Origin of the sequence: Halorubrum sp. SP9 (assembly GCF_005435015.1) — an archaeon.
In the GTDB taxonomy this organism is placed as follows: domain Archaea; phylum Halobacteriota; class Halobacteria; order Halobacteriales; family Haloferacaceae; genus Halorubrum; species Halorubrum sodomense.
Window position 1 is genome coordinate 1 of record NZ_SGXU01000617.1, and the last position, 284, is coordinate 284.

Here is a 284-nt window from a genome sequence, read left to right on the forward strand (position 1 = left end):
ATGTAGACCGCGAGCGTCGGGAGGGCGGCGATGAATGCGCCCGCCATGCGGAGCGCGAAGTCTTGTCCTTCGAGCGACGTGCCCAGCCCGGCGAGGATCAACACGATCGGCGCCGCCGCGCTGGATTCGGTCTGGACCAACACGAGGGTGAACAGGAGGTCGTTCCAGATCTGCGTGAACTGGTAGATCAGGACCACCGCGAACATCGGTCCCGAGAGCGGGAGCACGATGCGGCGGTAGATCCGGCGGATGGACGCGCCGTCCAGCCGCGCGGCCTCGATCAT

General features: G+C 66.5%; 1 protein-coding gene. It reads right to left on the bottom strand.

Going from position 1 to position 284, the window contains the following annotated elements; all coding sequences use genetic code 11:
• The coding region (locus tag EXE45_RS18790; RefSeq protein ID WP_137695191.1) for an ABC transporter permease subunit at positions 1–284 on the bottom strand (284 nt) is incomplete at both ends.